General features: G+C 63.6%; 15 protein-coding genes and 3 pseudogenes. 6 read left to right on the forward strand and 12 right to left on the reverse strand.

Features of this window, described 5'->3' with window-relative positions:
- Nucleotides 1-289 precede the first annotated feature (289 nt).
- From AB0K73_RS20545 to AB0K73_RS20555, 3 genes and pseudogenes are all read right to left on the reverse strand, one after another.
- Nucleotides 290-580, reverse strand: a pseudogene (locus tag AB0K73_RS20545) (ImmA/IrrE family metallo-endopeptidase); the annotation flags it as partial.
- Nucleotides 581-651: 71 nt separating this feature from the next.
- Complete coding sequence (locus AB0K73_RS20550; protein WP_360519488.1) at nt 652-2742, reverse strand: helicase; 2091 nt, start codon at nt 2740-2742, stop codon at nt 652-654.
- Nucleotides 2743-2756: 14 nt separating this feature from the next.
- Complete coding sequence (locus AB0K73_RS20555; RefSeq protein WP_360519485.1) at nt 2757-3737, reverse strand: ABC transporter permease; 981 nt, start codon at nt 3735-3737, stop codon at nt 2757-2759.
- Between the two features lie 444 nt (nt 3738-4181).
- On the opposite strand from AB0K73_RS20555, the gene AB0K73_RS20560 reads away from it, so the two are divergent.
- The gene (locus tag AB0K73_RS20560; RefSeq protein WP_360519482.1) at nt 4182-5009 is read left to right on the forward strand and encodes a TetR/AcrR family transcriptional regulator; all 828 of its coding nucleotides are present in this window, start codon (nt 4182-4184) and stop codon (nt 5007-5009) included.
- Nucleotides 5010-5077: 68 nt separating this feature from the next.
- Here AB0K73_RS20560 and AB0K73_RS20565 read toward each other — a convergent pair whose 3' ends face one another.
- Nucleotides 5078-5329, reverse strand: a complete 252-nt coding sequence (locus AB0K73_RS20565) for a hypothetical protein (RefSeq protein ID WP_360519479.1) — start codon at nt 5327-5329, stop codon at nt 5078-5080.
- A gap of 99 nt (nt 5330-5428) precedes the next feature.
- Here AB0K73_RS20565 and istA point away from each other — a divergent pair.
- Together istA and istB are read left to right on the forward strand one after the other, a co-directional pair.
- Nucleotides 5429-7093, forward strand: a pseudogene (istA, locus tag AB0K73_RS20570) (IS21 family transposase).
- Nucleotides 7090-7895 (forward strand): annotated as a pseudogene (gene istB, locus AB0K73_RS20575) (IS21-like element helper ATPase IstB). The pseudogenes istA and istB overlap by 4 nt, the downstream one beginning before the upstream one ends.
- 132 nt (nt 7896-8027) lie before the next feature.
- On the opposite strand, the gene AB0K73_RS20580 reads toward istB, so the two are convergent.
- From AB0K73_RS20580 to AB0K73_RS20610, 7 genes are all read right to left on the reverse strand, one after another.
- The gene (locus AB0K73_RS20580; protein ID WP_360519476.1) at nt 8028-8639 is read right to left on the reverse strand and encodes a hypothetical protein; all 612 of its coding nucleotides are present in this window, start codon (nt 8637-8639) and stop codon (nt 8028-8030) included.
- A gap of 623 nt (nt 8640-9262) precedes the next feature.
- Nucleotides 9263-9466, reverse strand: coding sequence for a hypothetical protein (locus AB0K73_RS20585; RefSeq protein WP_360519473.1), 204 nt, complete (start codon nt 9464-9466; stop codon nt 9263-9265).
- A gap of 255 nt (nt 9467-9721) precedes the next feature.
- On the reverse strand, nt 9722-10366 hold the full coding sequence (locus tag AB0K73_RS20590; protein ID WP_360519470.1) for a GNAT family protein: 645 nt from the start codon (nt 10364-10366) through the stop codon (nt 9722-9724).
- A gap of 2 nt (nt 10367-10368) precedes the next feature.
- The gene (locus tag AB0K73_RS20595) at nt 10369-10854 is read right to left on the reverse strand and encodes a GNAT family N-acetyltransferase (protein ID WP_360519467.1); all 486 of its coding nucleotides are present in this window, start codon (nt 10852-10854) and stop codon (nt 10369-10371) included.
- Nucleotides 10855-11145: 291 nt separating this feature from the next.
- Entirely contained in the window at nt 11146-11277 is a 132-nt protein-coding gene (locus AB0K73_RS20600; protein ID WP_360519464.1) for a hypothetical protein, read from the reverse strand.
- Nucleotides 11274-11717 carry a VOC family protein gene (locus AB0K73_RS20605; RefSeq protein ID WP_360519461.1) on the reverse strand — a complete coding sequence of 148 codons (444 nt, stop codon included), beginning with the start codon at nt 11715-11717 and terminating at the stop codon, nt 11274-11276. Before AB0K73_RS20605 ends, AB0K73_RS20600 begins: the two co-directional genes overlap by 4 nt.
- A complete protein-coding gene (locus AB0K73_RS20610; protein WP_360519458.1) occupies nt 11707-12339 on the reverse strand; it encodes a TetR family transcriptional regulator C-terminal domain-containing protein in 633 nt (210 codons plus the stop codon). Before AB0K73_RS20610 ends, AB0K73_RS20605 begins: the two co-directional genes overlap by 11 nt.
- Nucleotides 12340-12466: 127 nt before the next feature.
- Here AB0K73_RS20610 and AB0K73_RS20615 point away from each other — a divergent pair, with 127 nt between their 5' ends.
- The 3 genes from AB0K73_RS20615 to AB0K73_RS20625 all read left to right on the forward strand — a co-directional run bounded on the left by AB0K73_RS20615 (nt 12467) and on the right by AB0K73_RS20625 (nt 14743).
- On the forward strand, nt 12467-13453 hold the full coding sequence (locus AB0K73_RS20615; protein ID WP_360519455.1) for a hypothetical protein: 987 nt from the start codon (nt 12467-12469) through the stop codon (nt 13451-13453).
- Nucleotides 13454-13570: 117 nt separating this feature from the next.
- Nucleotides 13571-14029 carry a TipAS antibiotic-recognition domain-containing protein gene (locus AB0K73_RS20620; protein WP_360519452.1) on the forward strand — a complete coding sequence of 153 codons (459 nt, stop codon included), beginning with the start codon at nt 13571-13573 and terminating at the stop codon, nt 14027-14029.
- Between the two features lie 102 nt (nt 14030-14131).
- Nucleotides 14132-14743 carry a maleylpyruvate isomerase N-terminal domain-containing protein gene (locus AB0K73_RS20625; protein WP_360519450.1) on the forward strand — a complete coding sequence of 204 codons (612 nt, stop codon included), beginning with the start codon at nt 14132-14134 and terminating at the stop codon, nt 14741-14743.
- A 237-nt stretch (nt 14744-14980) separates the two neighbouring features.
- Here AB0K73_RS20625 and AB0K73_RS20630 read toward each other — a convergent pair.
- A partial coding sequence (locus tag AB0K73_RS20630; RefSeq protein WP_360519447.1) for a hypothetical protein occupies nt 14981-15481 on the reverse strand: 501 nt, incomplete at its 5' end.

The raw sequence follows: 15481 nt of genomic DNA on the forward strand, positions 1-15481 counted from the left end.
ACGAGTTCGAGGCTGCGTACTACGCTGACCTCGAAACGCCATCACACCCGGTGCTGGCACCCGCATAGAAGCGGCAGAGAACCGGGGACGGTTCAGTCCTGAACCCAGACACCCCTGGGTCCACGTTTGCGATGTCTCAGGACATCGTGAACGGCTGAACCCGCGGATGGCGCGGGTTCAGCCGTTTTTCGTTCGGGGCTGGTAGGTCTGTTCGGGTCGATGTGGTGTTCGCTGAGGATGGTGCCGTCGGGGTCGATCACGGTGGCTTCGGTGTTGTGGATGAGGATGATCACTGCGTGGCCCCGATCATCAGCGCGACGCTCTCGGCTTCGACCTCGCGGATACCGCGATGATGCCGGACCTCCTCGTCGTCGGGGTCGTGAATCAGCACACGCGCCAGCTCGTGCGCGAACGTCTTGACCTGCGCGGCAGGGTCCATGTTCTCCCGCACCACGACCGTGCGCGCCCCGTCATCGGTCACGCCGTTCGCGCCGTCGATCATGCCCTCGTGCGGCACTCGCAGCACCTCGAATCCCGCGACGCGTATCTGCCCGGCCAGCCCCTCCCACAAGCCCGAGGGTAATCGCGAGAACTTCGTGATCCTCCGGTTTCCGTGGTCGCCTTCCATTCGGTCATCCAGATGTGTGTGCCTCACACGTCGAGGGCCGCGATGTCTGTACTGGCCGGGACCGGCTCGACGATGATGAGCCGCCTCGTAGCACGGGTCATCGCGACATACAGGTCGCGTGCTCCCGCGGCCCGGGAAGCACGGATTGCCGCCGGATCGACGAGAACTGTCGTGTCAAACTCCAGGCCGCGCACGTCCGGTGCCGCCACAACCGTCGCCTTCTCATTCAGGACCGCCTTCAGCGCGGTGACGCTCACCGCAGGACAGATGACACCGATGAGTTCGCCGGGGTGTGATTCCAGTTCGTGGTCGACGAGTCCGTGGACGACACTGACCATCTCGCCCCGCTTGCTCGCCAGCGCGCGAGGGATTTCCCCATGGCGTACCGACTGAGACAGTCGCTGCTCCGGCGCGATCTCGGCGAGAAGCGGTGCCGATTCTTCGAGGATCTCGGTCGTGGTGCGATAGTTCACCGTGAGAGTGTGCAGCTCGAAGCGGTCACCGACGAACGGCTGCAACGCGGCCCCCCATGACTGAACTGTTGTTGGCTCACCCGCTTGAGCAAGGTCGCCGACAATGGTCATGGATCGCGACGGACAGCGACGCATCAGCATCCGCCACTCCATCTCGCTGAGTTCCTGCGCCTCATCCACCACGATGTGGCCGAAAGTTCGCTCGGGAGGACCAACGACGAGGCTCCGGAGTTCGTCCAGGAGTGCCAGGTCGGCCCTGCTCAGACCTGGTTGATACTGCTCATCCTGCTCACGCTTCTGGATGTCGTGAGCCGTGAAGCCAAGCCAGGCCTCACCCGTGTCGACCTGTTCGACCAGGAAGCGCCGTAACATCGCTTGCGGGTCCAGCGGCCGCCAGACTCGATCGACCACCAAATCGAGGTCGCTGTCCTCCATGAGCGATGCGCGGACGCTCTCGCGGTCGAACTCGGGTTGCCCATCGCTAACAGGCGCGTCCGCGAATCCGAGCTTTTGCAGGTCTGCCGCGACAGCACGGTCGAGGTCGATGCCCAGTACCGAAGCCACCTCCGCATCAATCTCTTGAAGCGACTCGGCAGCACGTTGCTCCAACCGGTCCACGAGTTCGTCGATCACGTACTCCTTGAAATATTTCCGCGCAGGATTGTGCGCGTGCGCATCCCGCAGCGCCGAGAGGCGTGCGCTGTCGATGACAGCGGCCTCAAGTGAAAGTGTGTCGTGCCCGATTCTCACCGTGAGCGGTTTCTTGCCGGGCTGGTGAGCTCGAACGAATGTCGCCAAAGCGTCGGCCATGTCAACTCGTCCTTTTCGCTCGGCCAGGGTCGGCTCATCGGTCTTGCTTGGTTCGACTGCGACAAGGTCCGTCGTAGTCGAGAGCTCGACATCGTTCTCACCTAGGGACGGCAGCACATCGCCGATGTAGTCGAGGAAGCGCCGGTTGGGCCCATAGACGAGAACCCCGCGTTCCGCCATGTGAGGGAAGGCATACAGGACGTAAGCCGCTCGGTGCAGGGCAATGATGGTCTTTCCGGTTCCTGGGCCGCCCTGCACAACTGTGATTCCACGATTGGCCGAGCGTACGATCGCATCCTGCTCGGCTTGCAGCGTCGAGATTGCCTCGCGCATGTAGCCCGTGCGAGCTTGACCCAGCGCCTCTGCGAGAGGTCCGTCGCCGACGACATCACAGCTCGTGGGCGGGGAGCCATCCAGCAGTTCGTCGCTGACCCCTACGACTCGGCGACCATCTAGCCGAAGATGTCGCCTGCGACGCAGGCCCTCGGGTGCGATTGCCGTGGCGGCGTAAAACGGCTTGGCCGCGTCTGCGCGCCAATCCACGAGCACGGGCGTTCCGGCATCGTCGCGTAGACCAACACGGCCGATATGTATCGAGGCCCCGCTCGTCGTGTCGATCCGACCAAAGCAGAGTGCGTGTTCGGCAACTTGCCGTTCTTTGATGATCCGAGTCAGGCGCCCGACCTCGACGTCCCGCGCGTACAAGTCGTGCGGGTCTTCAATCGGAGTCGCCAATGCCTGCCGATGTGCATCGCGTGCGTCAGCTAGGTCTTGGTCGAGCCGCCGATACATCGCCGCTACCGCGGCCTGCTCCTTGTGGACCTCCTGCATGACTTCCGGTTCCTTCACTGTCCCCCGTTTCGGAATCGCCTCGCCGCGAGCGGTAGGAAGATCGCGGTGAGAAGAAGGGGCCAGATCAGCGCCAGCCCGAGCGCATACTCACCTGCGACGCTGAGTGTGGGCCACGCGGTTCCGCCGAGCAGTTCTCGGACGGCGGTCGCTGTCGCAGATACAGGATTGAACTCCGCGATCGTGCCCAGCCAGGCCGGCGTCGATGCAGGGTTCACGAAGACGCTGGAGAAGAAGGCGATGGGCCACACGAGAACCTGCACATACGCGACGGATTCGACAGAAGCAGCGCAATACCCGACGTAGAGCCCGATCCATAGCAGCGAGAAGCGCAATAGCAGCAGGAGCGCGATGGCCGCCAGCGCGGACCCGGGCGACAGCTCCGGTCGCCAGCCCATGAGCAGACCAAAGGTCACCATGGTTGCAAGGCTCACCAGCGAGCTGATCGTGTCCGCCATGCAGCGACCGAGGACAATCGACGCGGCGTTGATCGGGAAGGAGCGGAAACGGTCGTTGACTCCGCGCGCTGCGTCTGCAGCGGCAGTCAGCGTCGTGGTTTCCAAACCGAAGAGCATCGTGACGGCCAACATGCCTGGAATCAGGAAGTCGACATAGGTTGTGCCCTCGGGCACCTGCAGCGCGCCACCGAACAGTCCGAGGAACAGCAATGTCACGAAGACAGGGAAGAGCCAGACGATGACGACGGTCCCGAGCTGCGAACGCCAGGAGCCGACGGTCCGACCGGCGATGATCCATGCTGCTGTGAAGAGGCCAGGCGCGGGGATAACGGGTGCGCGATGCGCAGTTGATGTGGTGGTCATGCTGACTTCCTCGGTGGCCTGCGTTTCGTGTCCCGTGAGGGTCAAGAAGACTTCATCGAGCGATGGCTTACGCATCGTGACCTCGGTGGGCAGGACGATCCCAGCCAGTGCCTGGACGCTGCGGGTCAGGTTCTCTGCTCCTGCGTGCAGCGTCACTGTCGTCCTCGTGTCGTCGAGCGTGGCGGAAGGATCGACGCCTTGGAGGACTGGTATCGCGCGGTGCGTGTCAGCTGAATCGCGGGTGGTCCGACCATGCTCTTGAGATGGTCTGCGGACCCTCGAGCGACGGCGTGTCCGCGATCCAAGAGGATGATGTCGTCCGAGGGTGTCTGCCTCTTCGAGATACTGCGTGGTCGGCAGGATCGCTGTGCCGTCCGCGACGAGCGACCTGAGCGCACGCCACAGGTCGCGCCGCGCCGCTGGGTGTGTCGAGCCCCGTGGTGGGCTCATCGACGAAGAGTACGTGCGGACGTCCAACCTCGTCATCTCCTCGTCCATAGGTCTTACCCACTGCCTCCGCTTCAATGACAGCTCTCATGCCGTCACACCTCCGTACATCGTATCGTACACCATACGACCGTACACTGTATCGTAACGTGCATGGCGAGAGAGATGTTCCCGACCGACGAAAATCGAGACGACGTGGTTGAACACACAGGACGCGGCGACCCGCTGAAGTCCATCGCCCTGCTCTGGCGCAGCGATAACCGGACAGGGCGGTCCGGCATGAGCTTGGACACCATCCTCGACACCGGGATCGAGCTTGCCAACGAGACGGGAATCGACAACCTGTCCATGCGTAAGCTCGCTGAGCGGTTGATGGTGGGAACGATGTCGCTCTACGCCTACGTCCCCAGCAAGGCGGAACTCATCGACCTCATGGTGGATCGGGTCAACGGTGAGGTGTACCAGGACACGGAGGGCATCGGCGATCAAGTCACCTGGCGACAATCCGTCGAAGCAGTTGCCGAGCAGAACTGGCGCCTGCTCACCCGCCATCGGTGGCTCCTCGCCGTCGATGAGGCGCGGCCCGTTCTTGGGCCCGGAACGATCGCCAAGTACGACACTGAACTCCGTCAGCTCGACGGGATCGGGCTCAACGATGTCGAGATCGATTTGACACTCACCCTGGTGCTTCAGCATGTGAGGTCTGCCGCACGCGTAGCGGTCGACCTCACCGACACCAGTCAGGTGACGGGCGATTCTGAGAGCGAGTGGTGGAGCAAAGCCGGGCCAGTGCTCGCCGCACTGGTCGATTCCTCAAAGTACCCACACGCGTCGCGGATCGGGACCACCACCGGACAGGAGTACAACGCGGCCACTGACCCACAGCGCGCCTATCACTTCGGGTTGCGCACCATTCTGGACGGTGTGGAGAAGTTGATCCAAGATAGGGGCCCGCTCAGCGAGCCACCTGCGGCTGGTTGATTTGTCCACGACGCCGATGCCCCCGGTCGATGCCCGGGCGGGTATCAACAGGGGTCGTACGCCGTGGACTACAGCGGGAGGATGTTCCAAGCGGTAAGCAGAAGCGCGATGCCGAGTCCGAGGTCGAGCGCGAAACAGAACTCGGTAACTGACCGGTCGACGACCTTCTGACGGAGGAAGTAGATCACATCCCATACAGCGTGTCCGATAGCGGCTGCCGCAGCGAGGTACATGGACAGCAGCGGCGCCGACATCATGGCGGCAAGCGTGACTATGGCAGCTTGATTCAGGACCGGGATGACGGCTTGATTCGGGACCACCCTTCACCTTCCCGGTGTGTTGTGACGGTTTGATTCGGGACCACCTTCGACGGTTGTTCCGCGCCTCGATGATGCGGCGCGGAATCGAGGGATGGTCAGATGGGAAGTCGCGTGGACCTATTCGCTCGCATCCGCCGTGATGCTCGTGTGGAAGGGCTCGGGATCCGTGCCCTTGCCCGCAAGCACCAGGTGGGCCGCGACACCGTCCGGACCGCACTGTGACGGGCCGACCCACCGCCACGGAAAACGCCGGCGCGGGTCTCGCCGCGGTTGGGTCCATTCAAGGCAGCGATCGACGAGATGCTGCGGCAGGATCTGGACGCCCCGCGCAAGCAGCGCCACACCGCGACCCGGATCCTGGCCCGGCTCGCGGACGAGCACGGCGCGACCGACCTCTCGTACTCGACGGTGCGGGACTATGTGCGGGTGCGCCGGGCGCAGGTCGATTTCGAAGCCGGCCGCCGCGTCGAGGTGTTCGTGCCGCAGGAGCACGCGCCGGGTGAGGAGGCCGAGGTCGACTTCGGTGAGGTATGGGTGATCTTGGCCGGGGTGAAGACGAAGTGCCACCTGTTCACGTTCCGGCTGTCGCATTCGGGCAGGTCGGTGCATCGGGTGTACTCGACGCAGTCGCAGGAGGCGTTCCTGGAAGGCCACGTCGACGCGTTCGAGGAGATCGGCGGCATCCCGACCCGGCACATCCGGTACGACAACCTCACCTCCGCGGTGCAGAAGGTCGTGTACGGCAGCCGAAATCGAGTAGAAAACGACCGGTGGGTGCTGTTCCGCTCGCACTACGGGTTCGACGCGTTCTACTGCCACCCCGGCATCGACGGCGCCCACGAGAAGGGCGGCGTCGAAGGAGAAGTCGGCCGGTTCCGCCGCACCTGGCTCTCCCCAATGCCCGCCGTCAGCTCGCTCGCCGAACTGAACGAGCGGATCCGCGAGTATGACGCCCGCGACAACGGCAGGCGCATCGGCACCCGGCTCCGAACCGTCGGTCAGGACTTCACCGACGAACAGCCACTGCTGGCCGCGCTGCCGTTCGAACGGTTCGACCCTGGCCTGATCCTCCACCCCAGGGTCGACCGATCGGCGCTGGTCACGGTGCGGATGGCGAAGCACTCAGTCCCCGCCCACCTCATCGGCCGGCGGGTGCGGATCTCGCTGCGCGCATCCGAGCTGGTCGTGTTCGACGGGCACGAGCCGGTCGGCCGGCACGAGCGGGTCGTGACCCGCGGCGGCGAGTCGATCAACCTCGACCACTACCTCGAGGTACTCCAACGCAAACCCGGCGCCCTGCCCGGATCTACGGCCTTGGCCCGGGCTCGCGCGTCCGGGGTGTTCACGGCCGCGCATGAAGCGTTCTGGCAAGCCGCCCGCAAGGTCGACGGCGACACCGCGGGCACCCGGGCGCTGATCGACGTGCTCCTGCTGCACCGCACCATGCGCCCCGACGATGTCGTCGCCGGGATCCGGGCCGCGCTGACCGTCGGCGCAGTATCCGCCGACGTCGTCGCAGTCGAAGCTCGCCTGCACGCTGGTGGGTCCGGGTCAGACCGTCATCCCATTGAACAGGGTCGCGGTCACGAGCGGCGAGTTGTCAGCCTCACGCAACGCCGGTTCGCGGACCCGGCCGCGGTGATCGCTGGCCTGCCACCCGATCGACGCCCGATGCCGTCGATGGCGCGATACGACCAGCTCCTCACCCGCCGTACCACCGGCGCGCCGGGTACCGCTGAACGAGAGGGAACGACCGGAACATGAGCACTCCCACGAAGGTAACGAGCACGCTGCGACGGCAACGCGGGATGACCGAGGAAGCCGCGGCGACCGCGGTCGACCAAGCCTGCCGTAGGCTTCGGCTGCCGACGATGCGGGCGGTCATGGACGAAGCCGTGAAGATCGCCGAACGCGAGCAGCTGACCTACCAGGGGTTTCTCGCTGAACTGTTGTTGGCCGAGTGCGACGACCGCGACCGCAGATCCCTCGTCCGCCGGGTCGCGGCGGCCGGGTTCCCGGGCAGAAGTGAATCGGGGACTTCGATTTCGACGCCAACCCGAACATCAACCCCGCCACCATCCACACCCTCGCCACCGGGGACTGGATCCGCCGCGGCGACCCGCTCTGCCTGATCGGCGACTCCGGCACCGGGAAGAGCTACCTGCTCATCGGGCTCGGCACCGCGGCCGCCGAACGCGGCTACCGGGTCAAGTTCACGTTGGCGACCAAGCTCGTCAACGAGCTCGTCGAAGCCGCCGACGAGAAACAACTCGCCCGCACCATCGCGTGCTACGGCCGCGTAGACCTGCTCTGCATCGACGAACTCGGCTACATGGAACTCGACCGACGCGGCGCCGAACCCCTCTTCCAAGTCCTCACCGAACGCGAAGAGAAAGCCTCCGTCGCGATCGCATCGAACGAGTCGTTCTCCGGGTGGACCAAGACGTTCACCGATCCGCGCCTGTGCGCGGCGATCGTGGACCGGCTCACGTTCAACGGCACCATCATCGAAACCGACACCACCTCCTACCGGCTCAACCACGCGCGGCAAAGACTTCCAAGCTGACACCCCGTTGGTCCAGCGGGGCTGTAGCTGCCAGGATGGGCGCACGAACTGGTCGTGGCCTTCGGCGAAACGGGCCACCCACAGAAGCAGGCCCCGCATTCCGAGGAACGTGGGGCCTGCTTGGCTCTGGCGCTATGGCCGGATAACCGCCGTGGGGATTCCCGACGAGCAGATGCCTGCCGTGGTCAAGACTTCGCCGCTGGCCTGAGCGCTGATAGTCGAACCGGGCAAGTACTGGGTAGAGATGTCGCGGGTAGCCTGCCAGGACTGGTACCCCCAGGGCGCAAGACCGCTGAGGTCATACCACTCAAGGTCGATTGACGAGTAGGTATGCACGATCCAGTCGTGGCTGATCGGTGCCCCCTTCGAGGGGTAGATGTAATAGCCCGATCGAATCGTGTTGTAGTCGCTGAACGATACGAACGACGTCCCGCAGTTGCCGGTCACCTCCCCGAACGTGGTCACGCCACCGCTCTCTTGGATGGGCCCCGTTGCCCCGACCTTGCTCCCGCGTGGCGTGCCCACCGGCACGCCGTAGTATCCGCCCCCCGGATCCTTCCGAAGCTCGTAACCATGCTCCGCAAGGTTCTCCTTCGTCCACGGGGTGAACGACATCTCCGCTTCAACGACGGGTTCGGTGACCTCGGGCTCGGCAGCGGACGCGGGGCTCGGAAGCGCCAATGCGGCGGCCACGAACAACGCAGTCGCGGTCAACGTCAATCCAAGCCTGACTGATTTGTGCATTCGTATCCCTTCAAGACACCTGGCATCCTTGCCAGGTGCTGAAAGCATGAGTTGGTTGATAACCAGTCAGCAAGTCCTCACTAGAGCCGACTCCTGGAAACGTTTTCCGAGGAGATAGTCTCTGGTTGTTCGTGTCTACGCAACTCGAGCGGTCAAGACCGTACTTGACTCATCCGCCGACCAGGCACCCGCAATTCGTAGACCCACCCGTGCGAGCATTACGGTCGTGAACTGGCCCACGAGGTCTCGAGCGTTTGGCAGCTCGGCGGTGCACACCTCATGAGCCAGTGGCGCATTCCTGGCAAGGGAAAAAAGGCTGATATCCCACGACTCCCGATCCGGACCCGAGGCGACACGGGTGGCAACGACATGACTGATCTTCCCCGCCTCGTCGTGGGTGAGTTCCTCAATCGGCTTCGGCATCTTCAACCTTTCCCCCAGGCACTCTGGAACTCTAATCCCCCCAGCGGACGTCAGTCGGTGCAAGCACCCTCCGGCGCCGAGCGCCACGACTTCACGCACTTGACGTGCCTGAAGACCGCGCTGTCGCAGATGCGTCTGTCCTGCCGGCCGACACGCTCGCCGAGAGCCGGTGGTCCTGAATCGAACCGCCATCCCGGTCCTCAACCAAGTTGACATTGCCAAAGCGCGAGCGTACCGAAGCCGACGAACCCGGCGACCTGCAGCCCGAGTTCGCGCCGGTCGATCGCCGTGCCGCGGAGGAACCCGAATACGGCGAAGCCGGCTCCCATGACGAGGATTGCAGCGGTCTTATCCAACCTGAGGAGCCCAGCGAGGAGAATGACGGCGGCGCTGACGCCGATCATGATCCACCCGTACGGCGTGAGCCCAATGCCGCAGCAGTCAGGTAACACATCGCGGCATAAGGAAACGAGTCAACCAAACCCTCAGCATTCCCGAACGACCGGAACATGAGCACCCCCACCAAGGTGACGAGCACGCTGCGCCGGCAGCGCGGGATGACCGAGGAAGCCGCCCGTATCGTCGATGCGTTGGGAGAGGGCGGGGCCAGCCGTGGCATCGCCTCGGCCTGTCGCTCCCGACCTGCTGTCACCCCGAGGTCACGCCGACATCGTCCGAGAGCCCATTGACTCACCGGCGGTCCTTCGAGATGCGACCGAGACCACCCCGATCTCATCGAGAGGGACCACCGCATGGACCGCGCCGTCAGGACCGTTGCGGAGCCTCGCGCCGGCGCGTTTCAGTACGGCTATTGCCGCTGCATTACCCGCCGTTGTGCGCGCCACGATTCGTGATGCGCCAGCCGAGACCGCTCGGCTCGCGAGGAGGCGGAGCACGGTCTTGCTCAGACCGAGACCGCGTGAAGAGCGAGCAAGCCAGATGCCGCACTCCAATTGATCTGGGGTTTCGGGTGAGGACCGGTGCAAGCGCGTTGCGCCGACGATCCTGCCATCCACGCGTATCGCAGAAGTTTCTTCTTCACCGTGCGCGAGTCCTACCCGTCGCAGTCGGTGAAACGCCCGCAGCCACTCCACACGATCGGGCGTCCAACCGTCACCAAGCGGCGGAGTCACGTCGTCAGGCGCAGCATCGGTCGTCGCGACCTCCACCAGGCGGCTCAGGACGACTTCGTCGACGGTAATCAACTCGACCTCGGGCGGTGAGTGCGAGTGCTCTGAGCCGTCTCGCTCGAACACAGGTGCTTTCTCCACAAGTTCGTCCTTCCCTCCGTTGTTGAGCGACACGCTCACGCGTCGCGCAGCGGCTGAGCCATCCAGAGCTCGTAACGATCCTGACGAACGTGATCACGACGCCCAGTGGGCCGAAACCCGAGACGGTGGTATGCGCTGCAGCCAGCTCGGTTGTCTTCCAACACTCCCAGCGTGATCATGTCTGATCCAGCCTCTCGAACTGTGTTCTCGCAGGCTTCCATCAGTGCGTCGACAATGCCGGAGCCGCGAACGGCCGGCGCGATCCACATGCTTACCACAGTCCATTGACCGTCGAACTCGTGCACGCCTGCGGGGCCGACGTCGTCGCCATGACGTGACGCCAGGAATGTCGAAGGACGCTGCGCGCGCTGACGCCACTCGTCCTCACCAAACGCTCGCTCTCGGCTCAGTGTGGAACCGAACATCTCCGGCCACTCAGCCAGTGCGGCCAGGCGCAGGGTGCGGAGTCGGCGCCAATCGTCTGCTCGGACGCGTGCAACGCTCAGCATCGCTTCCGGCACGTTATGCCTCCTCAGCCCCAGGGTCAGTAGGAGTCGCAGGTGTCAGTTGCGTCAGGAAGCAGCTCCACCCGTCGGCGCCGTCTACCATCGAGTTGGTGGTCCACTCGTCGGCCTTGATGGGACTGCCATGGAACTCGCCCGTGTTGCGTCCACGCGTGCGAATCACGGCTATCGGTCCGTACCGATCGAGCTGAGTACTTCGTGGGTCATGCTGTTGTGCCGGAGCTGACCACTGCGCACAACTTGGTGGAAGGCGTCACGTGTGATCACTCCAGGTCGGTCGATGAGAATTCAGTTGCCGGTGGTGAAGCGCTCCATCTTCGTCACATCGTTCGTGACGATGGCGTCCGCCCAGCGATGAATGAACTGCTCCAACTCGCCACCCGGCTCCGCCTCGGACTGGTCGTGGTGCGCAGTGTTCATGGCGTGATCTCCTTCATGAATGACCACAAGAACCCCTCGCAGTCTCGGGCGCTGTATTCTCGGTATCCGTAGGGCTGGTCGAGGGGCTCACTCACGATTCGGGCCCCCTTTTCGTTCGCCAGCCTGTAGTGCTCATCGACATCATCCACAAAGACCGCCATGGTCACAGCCGCCGCACCGATATTTTGCGGCGAGGCGAGTTCGTACTTGTCGTTCTCGGGATGCAGCCAAATGGTGACATCGCCGACAACCACCTCAGCATGAACTGCATTTGAATCGGCATCGAGAGTCACCTTGCCTGGCGTGAATCCGAAAACCTCGGTGAGATAGTCGTGGGCCGATCCTGGATTTCGATACACCAGGATCGTGACGGCACGCTGGATCGAGTTCTTTGAATCGTTCATGGTCGATACCTCCAAGTCGGTCGGGTCAGTGCTCATGATCAGAAGCTGGGCGCAGGGCCGCTTCTGTCTGCGGGTGAGCAGCCGCAACGTGATCGAGGTGATGATTGAGCACCGTCGAGAGTTCATGTGGTGTGGCCAGTTCGGGGCGCATGGCAGCATGGAGTGCCAGCCCGTCTATCAGTGCGAACAGGCGTGCAGACTCGATGCGCCGGTGATCGGCGCTGACACCGTTGAGGATGTCGTCGATCCAGCGCTCGGAGGCCTGCCGTAGGCGGTCATACGCCTCGTCACGCAGAGCGGCCAGCTGCTCGTCCACGAGGGCCCGAGCGGTGAAGGCCACCCATACTTCGTTCTCGGCCCTGCGCTCAGCGTCCAGCGGCAGGAGATGGGCCAGCACGACCTTTGCCGCAGCCAACGGGTCCTCGGGGCGTGGAACGGCAGCGACCCGCTCCTCGATCTGCTCCATCACCATACGCATCGCGAACACCAACAGCTCGGACTGGCTGCCGAAGTAGTGCCGTAGGGAGCCAGTGGACAGCCCTGCTTCCCGTGCGACCGAGCGCACGGAGGCATGCTCCACTCCTTCGCGACGGATCACACGCCATACAGCTTGAGCCAGCTCCTGACGACGCTGGTCAGGGTCAACGATCTTCGGCATAGTTCTTTATATCACGAGTGTGCTACCATGAGTCTACTAGCACGCCCGTACTAGAAGACCCGCGAGGCGAAATATGAGCGTTGACACCGGCATCCCCACCTCACCCACCAGTCCTCTCCGTAGGCCCATGCGCCCCGTCGGCCGTTGGAGTCTGTGGGCGGCGATCGCCTGCTGGGTGAGTGCGAACGCTTACGTTGCACTGACCTCCCCGGCGGGCCTCCCGTTCGACTGGCCCACACGCGCCGGACTGGAAACGTGGGAAATTCTGCTGGAGACGAACGCTGTGCTGCTCCAAGTGTTGCTCCTGATGGCACTGGTCTACTGGCTCACTCGGCGACGACCAGACCCACGGGTGGCTGATCGCGCACCGGATCGTCCTCGGGCCGTACGGGAGACCTTCGGCCTACTCGCCTACGGAGTGCTCGGTATGGTCGGCGGGTTCCTCCTGGCTCGGGCGTTCGGCTGGCACCCCTTTGGCCTGCACCTGGCAGGCAGTCTGTTTGGAACGCACGCCCACCTGGATCGGACGGAGGTGCTTGCATGGGCCGCATACAACTTCGTGGTCTATGCGATTGTGCCGATGCTGTACTTCGGGCGCCGATACTCCCGCACCCAACTTGGGCTGCGATCGACAGCGTGGAAGAACGATCTGCTTGTCATCGGTGTAGTGCTCCTGGTCGAGACGTGCTTCCAGATCATCTTGGTCCAACCTTCAAGCCTCGACTTGACGCCAGGACTGCTCGCACGCGGTGCGGCATTGACCTTCGTGCTCTACCTCTTCGGCGCGGTGCTTCCCGCGATGGTATTCGTGTACGCGATTCTCATCCCACGCTTCTTGCGGATCACCGGTTCACCTACCGCGACCGTACTGTGCGGAGGACTCACCTACGCTGGGTTGCACTTCTGGGATGCATGGACCGTTCTGACGAGCACGCACACGGCCGCCCTGTCGATGATCTTCCTGATCTTCACCTACCTCGGGCCGGGCATGTTCAAGAGCTTCCTCACTCTGCGCACCGGCAACGCATGGGTACACGTGTGGGCGTACCACGCCTTCGCACCCCACACCCTGATCGATACTCCGCACATCGTCGAAATCTTCCGCTTGAAATGACCACCTCGCTCCGCCCGTTCTGGCCAGTTGACCCTAACGCAACGTCAGCATTTACCGTCGAACCGAACCAATCGGAAGGGAGTTGGCACCATGAGCAAGAGAAGGATGCAGTCTCCGATGTCCGACACGGACAAGCGAGAACAGTGGGGAAGATTCGCAGACAACGAGGACGAACTTCTCGACGAGGTGGAACCCCGTTGGGGCGAGACTGCGGCCTACGAGGAATCTGCCAGAAAGGCGTCCACCTATACCAAGGAGGATTGGGAACAGATCAATGCCAGCAACGCGGCCATCGAGCGACGAATCCTCGAACTCATGGACGCTGGAGCAGGGCCCGCGAGCGAAGACGCAATGGACGTGGCCGAGCAGCAGCGAGTGCATATCAGCCGCTGGTTCTACGTGATGGATCACGCCTTTCACGTCCAGAAGAGCGAGTTGTACGTCGAGGACCGGCGGTTCCGCGCCGGTATCGAGGAGAACACTCGACCCGGGGCAGCCGAGTGGCTGCAAGCCGCGATCATCGCGAACGCGGCGCGCCCAACACAACGGTTGACGGGCGCGCGGTGTCCCGCGTAGTCCATCCTTCACGGCGCACATTGCAGCCGGCCCCAATCACAAGATCACCAGCCATGGCTAGCGCCGAAGGGTCGCCCGGGGCTAGGGAGCAAGGAGAAGGTGTTGGACGTATCCACTCTGCACACGCTGACTGAGGATCTCGCAGCGTTCCTCTCCGAAGTGACACTCGGGGACCTCCGTCTCCCCGTGCCCAGCATCTCTGGAGACCTCGGTGATCTCTACATTCACCTCGTTGACCGGAACGAGCGATTGGTCACAACGTTGACAGGTGAAGTGATCGCTGACGTTAAGCGGTCGGCGCCGAGGCGTCGGGCGGACCTGGAGGCAGGCACCGAGTCCTACGGTGACTGTGGGCTCGAAGCGGGGTATCGGCGCTCGGCGCTGCTCGTGGAGAACGCTTTCACGTCCGCGCATCAGCGCGAGCGAGATCAGGGCCGCCCAAGTGACGTCGAGTTGGCGACGACCTATGAGACGCAGATCGGCAACACCGTGCTGCACACGTGGGACATCGCCCGAGCCCTCGGGTTTGCGTATCAGCCCACCCCTGACATCGCACGACAAGTCCTGCGGAGTACCCTCAGATTGTCTACCCAGACTGCCGTGAAGTCGCAACCGGATGCGGACCTGGGTGTAACTGTCGACGGCACAGGAGTCTTCGACTGCGTACTCCGTCTCTCGGGAAGAACGGACGACGCGCGAGACAACGATCCGTGATCGTTGCCCTCCCCAGGGCTGCGCTCGCATCGCGCTTCCAGCCCGCCAGGTGCCGGACGATGCGGGAATAGCCCCAGCACCACTCCCGCGCATCGCCCAGCATGTCGAACGGGCCGACGGCGTCTAGGTGGTCACTGCTTGCACCGCCGCGCAAACTCATCGCCAGCGCCTTGACGCGCACGCAACTGCTGTATGGGTGGATGGACGGATGACGCAGGCAGGCATCGCGTGCCAGGGCTATCCTCGCTCCTCGCACCGAGGTCCGACCCGGTGCGCGTCGCAGAACTTCCGGAGCGTTCCGTTCGTGAGGTCAAGGTAGCGCTGATCGCAGCCTGATGATTGACACACCTTGATGCGATGCCATCCATCCGCTTCAACGAGACGGGCCAGGCCGAGCAGCGCCTTGTCGGACTCGACGGTCGCCGTTGATGTGGCGCCGTGATACGGCTGGATGAGCCAGGCTCCGCTTGCAGCATCGCGCTCCAAGCGCAAACGTAAGGACGCGAGCCGCGCGTTGAGCGATCGCATAGCGGCGCGCTCGTCCGGTAGCTCTGAGAGCACCCCGCGCAGCTCCTCAGAATCGAGTGCCCGTTGGGTCGCCGCGAGCAGTCTGTGGAACGCAGACAGGTCCGGCACCTTTCGGGTGTCGACGACGCTCGAAAACTGGACAGTAGCGGCGGCTTGTATTCCAGCAGTCATCGCAACGAGGGGTGATTCTCGGAGGCTAGCAAAGCGTTG

Origin of the sequence: Agromyces sp. NPDC052230, assembly GCF_040679595.1 — a bacterium.
Taxonomy (GTDB): domain Bacteria; phylum Actinomycetota; class Actinomycetes; order Actinomycetales; family Microbacteriaceae; genus Agromyces.